Annotated in this window: 5 protein-coding genes; 4 read left to right on the top strand and 1 reads right to left on the bottom strand. The window is 74.2% G+C overall.

The window, feature by feature from the left end:
* Positions 1-628: DUF1775 domain-containing protein (locus tag B0E53_RS32900; protein ID WP_107079519.1), on the bottom strand; the 628-nt coding region annotated here is incomplete at its 3' end.
* A 205-nt stretch (positions 629-833) separates the two neighbouring features.
* On the opposite strand from B0E53_RS32900, the gene thrS reads away from it, so the two are divergent.
* The 4 genes from thrS to B0E53_RS32920 form a co-directional block, all read left to right on the top strand.
* Entirely contained in the window at positions 834-2,858 is a 2,025-nt protein-coding gene (gene thrS, locus B0E53_RS32905) for a threonine--tRNA ligase (protein ID WP_107079520.1), read from the top strand.
* A gap of 120 nt (positions 2,859-2,978) precedes the next feature.
* Positions 2,979-3,491 carry an HIT domain-containing protein gene (locus B0E53_RS32910; RefSeq protein WP_168215470.1) on the top strand — a complete coding sequence of 171 codons (513 nt, stop codon included), beginning with the start codon at positions 2,979-2,981 and terminating at the stop codon, positions 3,489-3,491.
* A gap of 71 nt (positions 3,492-3,562) precedes the next feature.
* The gene (locus B0E53_RS32915; RefSeq protein ID WP_107079522.1) at positions 3,563-4,183 is read left to right on the top strand and encodes a hypothetical protein; all 621 of its coding nucleotides are present in this window, start codon (positions 3,563-3,565) and stop codon (positions 4,181-4,183) included.
* A gap of 74 nt (positions 4,184-4,257) precedes the next feature.
* The coding region (locus B0E53_RS32920) for an aldo/keto reductase (RefSeq protein WP_107079523.1) at positions 4,258-5,228 on the top strand (971 nt) is incomplete at its 3' end.

The raw sequence follows: 5,228 nt of genomic DNA on the forward strand, positions 1-5,228 counted from the left end.
GTCCGTCGCCGGCGGCCCGTGCCGGGCTGGCCGCCTCGGCCGGCGCCTCGGCGACCGGGCCGCCGTGGCCGGCGTGGGCGGCGGCGCCCGGCGGGGGAGGCAGCAGGGTCACCGTGGGGGCGGGGTGCGCGCCGCCGGGTGGGTCGGTCCAGCGGACCACCGTGCCGTCGGCGTAGGTCTGGATCACCGTGAAGGTGAGCTTGCCGGTGGCCGGCATCGGGCCCATGCCCAGCGACAGCCGGGCCGGCCCGGTGGAGCCGCCGGGCATCCGGATCCAGGTCACCGCGTCGGTCACCTGGTTCAGCTCGGAGGCGTGGATGCCGGCGACCGGCCGGTCGAGGGTGCGGGTGGTGATGGTCGGCGCCCAGTCCGGCACGGACAGCGGGTAGACCTCGCCGATCGGGGCATCCACGGGCATCCGCAGCTCGATCCGGCTGGTCCGGCTGCCGGCCCGCTCCTCGGGCAGCAGCACGGCCAGTTCGATGGCGTCGCCCTGGTGCACCTGGGCCGGGGAGGTCGTGAGGGTCACCTCTGCGGCGCTCGCGGCGGCGGGCCAGCCCAGCGTGCCGCCGAGCTCGGCGGCCAGCAGCGCCGTCGCCCACCACCGGCCCCGACGGGTCATCGTCATGGTCGTCCCCATCCGTGTCGACGCGGCCGGCAACCGGCTCCGGCCCCACCCGGTAGTTCGGGCGCGCGGGCGGAAAGGTTCAACGGGGGACGGAACCGATCGGTCGGGGGAGCGCGGCGTCGCCGACGGTGCGGGTCGGGGCGACCGATAGCATCGCAGTGGCCGGTACCCGGCGCATCCGAACCCGTCGACGACAGGAGTCACCGTGTCCGCACCCCGTACCCCGATCGTGGCCGACCCCGTCGTCGTCGCCGCCGGGACGACGGCGGCCGACGCGGTGGCCGCGGCCGGGCTGCCGATGAGCGGCCCGAAGGCGATCGTGGTGGTCCGCGACCCGCAGGGCGAGCTGCGCGACCTGGACTGGAAGCCGGCCGACGAGACCGCTGTCGAGCCGGTCGCCCTGGACAGCCCGGACGGGCTGAACGTGCTGCGCCACTCCACCGCGCACGTGCTGGCCCAGGCCGTGCAGGACGTCTTCCCGGAGGCCAGGCTCGGCATCGGCCCGCCGATCGAGAACGGCTTCTACTACGACTTCCAGGTGGGCAAGCCGTTCCAGCCGGACGACCTGGCGAAGCTCGAGAAGCGGATGCAGGAGATCGTCAAGTCCGGCCAGCGGTTCCGCCGGCGCCGCTTCACCAGCCTGGACGAGGCGCGCGCCGAACTGGCCGCCGAGCCGTTCAAGCTGGAGCTGATCGAGGTCAAGGGGGAGGGGCTGGACTCCTCCGAGGTGATGGAGGTGGGCGGCGGCGAGCTGACCATCTACGACAACCTCGCCGCCAACGAGGACAAGGTCTGCTGGTCGGACCTGTGCCGCGGCCCGCACCTGCCGAACACCCGGTTGATCGGCGCGTTCAAGCTGATGCGCTCGGCCGCCGCCTACTGGCGGGGCTCCGAGAAGAACCCGCAGCTGCAGCGGGTCTACGGCACCGCGTGGCCGACCCGGGACGAGCTGAAGGCGTACCTGCGGTTGCTGGAGGAGGCCGCCCGGCGCGACCACCGCAAGCTCGGCGCGGACCTGGACCTGTTCAGCTTCCCCGACGAGATCGGCTCCGGCCTGGCGGTCTTCCACCCCAAGGGTGGCGTGCTCAAGCGGGTGATGGAGGACTACGTCCGGACCCGCCACATCGAGGAGGGCTTCCAGTACGTCGGGACCCCGCACATCTCGAAGGAAGGGCTGTTCCACACCTCGGGCCACCTGCCGTACTACGCCGACGGGATGTACCCGCCCATGGAACTGGAGGGCGCGGACTACTACCTCAAGGCGATGAACTGCCCGATGCACAACCTGATCTACCGGTCGCGCGGGCGGTCCTACCGCGAGCTGCCGATGCGGCTGTTCGAGTTCGGGTCGGTCTACCGCTACGAGAAGTCGGGCGTGGTCCACGGGCTGACCCGGGTGCGCGGCCTGACCCAGGACGACTCGCACTCCTACTGCACCCGGGAGCAGGCGCCCGCCGAGATCAAGCACCTGCTCAACTTCGTGCTGAGCCTGCTCAAGGACTTCGGCATCGACGACTTCTACCTGGAGCTGTCGACCCGCGACGAGGCCCGGCTCGACAAGTTCGTCGGGTCGGACGAGGACTGGGCGACGGCGACCGCGGTGCTGGAGCAGTGCGCCCGCGAGACCGGGCTGGACCTGGTGCCGGACCCGGGCGGCGCGGCCTTCTACGGCCCGAAGATCTCGGTGCAGGCCAAGGACGCCATCGGCCGCACCTGGCAGCTGTCGACCATCCAGTACGACTTCAACCAGCCGAAGGGCTTCGGGCTGGAGTACCAGGCGGCCGACGGCACGCGGCAGCAGCCGGTCATGATCCACTGCGCCAAGTTCGGGTCGATCGAGCGGTTCATCGGCGTGCTCACCGAGCACTACGCGGGCGCGTTCCCGGCCTGGCTCGCTCCGGTGCAGGTGGTCGGCATCCCGATCCGCGAGGACCACACCGACTACCTCCAGGACTTTGTCACCACGCTGCGCAAGCAGGGCATCCGGGCCGAGGTCGACGCCGGTGACGACCGGATGCAGAAGAAGATCCGCAACGCCCAGCAGCAGAAGATCCCCTTCATGGTGATCGCCGGTGACGACGACGTGGCCGCCGGCACGGTCTCCTTCCGCTACCGGGACGGGTCGCAGCGCAACGGCGTGCCGATCGAGGAGGCGGTGGCCCACGTGCGGGAGGTCGCCGAGTCCCGGACCAACTCCGGCCCGTCGGCGGAGGGCACGCCCAACACCTGAGCCACCCGTCCCGCGCCGGCCGGTGCGGACGGGTGGGATCCGGTGCGGCGACCGTAGGATCGGCGTGTGACTGGGGCGGAACGGCACTTCGACGGCAGCGACAGCGGCGGCGGCGACGGTCTGGCGGACGGGCTGGAGCGGCTCTGGACGCCGCACCGGATGACCTACATCTCGGGCGAGGACCGGCCCGCGGGTGGGTACGAGAAGCCGACCGGCTGCCCGTTCTGCCTCGCCCCCGGCCTGCCGCCGGACGAGAGCCTCGTGGTGGCCCGGGGCGAGCACGTCTTCGCGGTGCTCAACCTCTACCCCTACAACCCGGGCCACCTGCTGGTCTGCCCGTACCGGCACGTGGCGGACTACACCGAGCTTGACGTGCCGGAGACCGCCGAGCTGGCCGCGTTCACCAAGGACGCCATGCGGGTGGTCCGGCACGTCTCCAACGCGCACGGCTTCAACCTGGGCATGAACCAGGGCGGCGTGGCCGGCGCGGGCATCGCGGCGCACCTGCACCAGCACGTGGTGCCCCGGTGGGGCGGCGACGCCAACTTCATGCCGGTGATCGGCCGCACCAAGGTCCTGCCGCAACTGCTCGCCGACACCCGGGACCTGCTCGCCAAGGCCTGGCCGGCCTGACGGCCGCGGACGGGTCGGGTCGGGTCGGCCGGGGTCCGTGGCGGCCCGCGCCCGGCAGTACGATCTTGGGCATGGCCCTGCTGCACCGCGCGGAACTACGCCCCTCGAAGCTCGACCTGCTCGCCGCCTGGCTGCCCGGCCGGCCCTGGTTCGCCGGCACGGCGGGCGCGGAGGTCACCCGGGTGGCCGCCTACCGGTTCGACGACCCGGCCGGCGAGGTCGGCATCGAGACCATCCTGGTCCGGGCCGGCGACGGGCCGGTCCTCCAGGTGCCGCTGACCTACCGGGCCGCGCCGCTGGCCGGCGCCGACCGCTGGCTGGTCGGCACCACCGAGCACTCCGTGCTGGGCCCCCGCTGGGTGTACGACGCCTGCGGCGACCCGGTCTACCCGCCGGCCCTGGCCGCCGCCGTCCTGGCCGACGCCGGGCAGGCGGAGGAGTACTTCGAGGTCGACGGCCGGCGCGAGGTGCGCGAGCCGAGCATGACCCTGGCCGGCGACTGGACCGGCACGCCGGTCACCCCCGGCGCGGTCGACGAGGTGGTCGACGGCGACCCGACGCTGATCCGGGCCGGCGGGATCGAGCTGGCCCTGGTCCGCCGCCCGGCCCCGGCCGACGCCCCGGCGCAGGCCCGGCTGACCGGCGCCTGGGCGGGCCAGGCCGACCCGGTGCTGCTCGCGTACGCCCGCTGACGGTCCGCCGGCCGTCCCGGCACCCGGGGTGACGAACCCGCCCACGGGCCCCGGGAAGGTGGCAGGATGCGGCGATGGCAGTCAGCACGCGACCGTTGGGTCGCAGCGGCATCGCGGTCGGCGCCCTCGGCATGGGCTGCTGGGCGATCGGCGGCCCGTGGGCCGAGGGTGCCCGCCCGCTGGGCTGGGGCGCGGTGGACGACGAGGAGTCGGTCCGGGCGGTCCGCCGCGCGCTCGACCTCGGGGTGACCCTCTTCGACACCGCCGACACGTACGGGGCCGGGCACGGCGAGCGGGTCCTCGGCCGGGCGCTCGCCGGCCGCCGCGACGAGGCGGTGATCGCCACCAAGTGGGGCTACACCTTCGACGAGCGGACCCGGCAGGCCACCGGGGAGGACGCCTCGCCGGAGTACCTGCGGCGGGCCGTCGTCGACTCGCTGCGCCGGCTGGGCACCGAGCGGATCGACCTGTACCAACTGCACCTCGGCGACCTGCCGGTGCCCCGGGCCGAGGCGCTGATCGGCACCCTGGAGGACCTGGTCGCCGACGGCCTCGTCCGGGCGTACGGCTGGAGCACCGACCGGGCCGACCGGGCCGCGGCCTTCGCCCAGGCCGCCCGGGGCGCGGCCGCCGTGCAGCACGGCCTGTCGGTGCTCCGGGACGCCCCGGCCATGCTGGCCGTCTGCGAGAAGCACGACCTGGCCAGCCTGGCCCGGGGGCCGCTCGGGATGGGGCTGCTCACCGGCAAGTACACCCCGGCGTCGACGCTGCCCCGCGACGACGTGCGCGGCACCGCGCCGAACTGGCTGGAGTGGTTCCGCAGCGGCCGGCCGGCCCCGGAGTGGCTGCGCCGGGTCGCCGCCGTCCGCGACGCGCTGACCGCCGACGGCCGGACCCTGGCCCAGGGCGCGCTCGGCTGGATCTGGGCGCGCAGCGGCCGGACGGTGCCGATCCCCGGCGCCCGTACCGTCGCCCAGGTGGAGGAAAACGCCGCTGCGCTGGCCCGGGGCCCGCTCGCCGCCGACCAGTTCGCCGAGGTGGAGCG

The organism is Micromonospora sp. MH33, assembly GCF_003013775.1.
Lineage (GTDB): Bacteria > Actinomycetota > Actinomycetes > Mycobacteriales > Micromonosporaceae > Micromonospora > Micromonospora fulviviridis.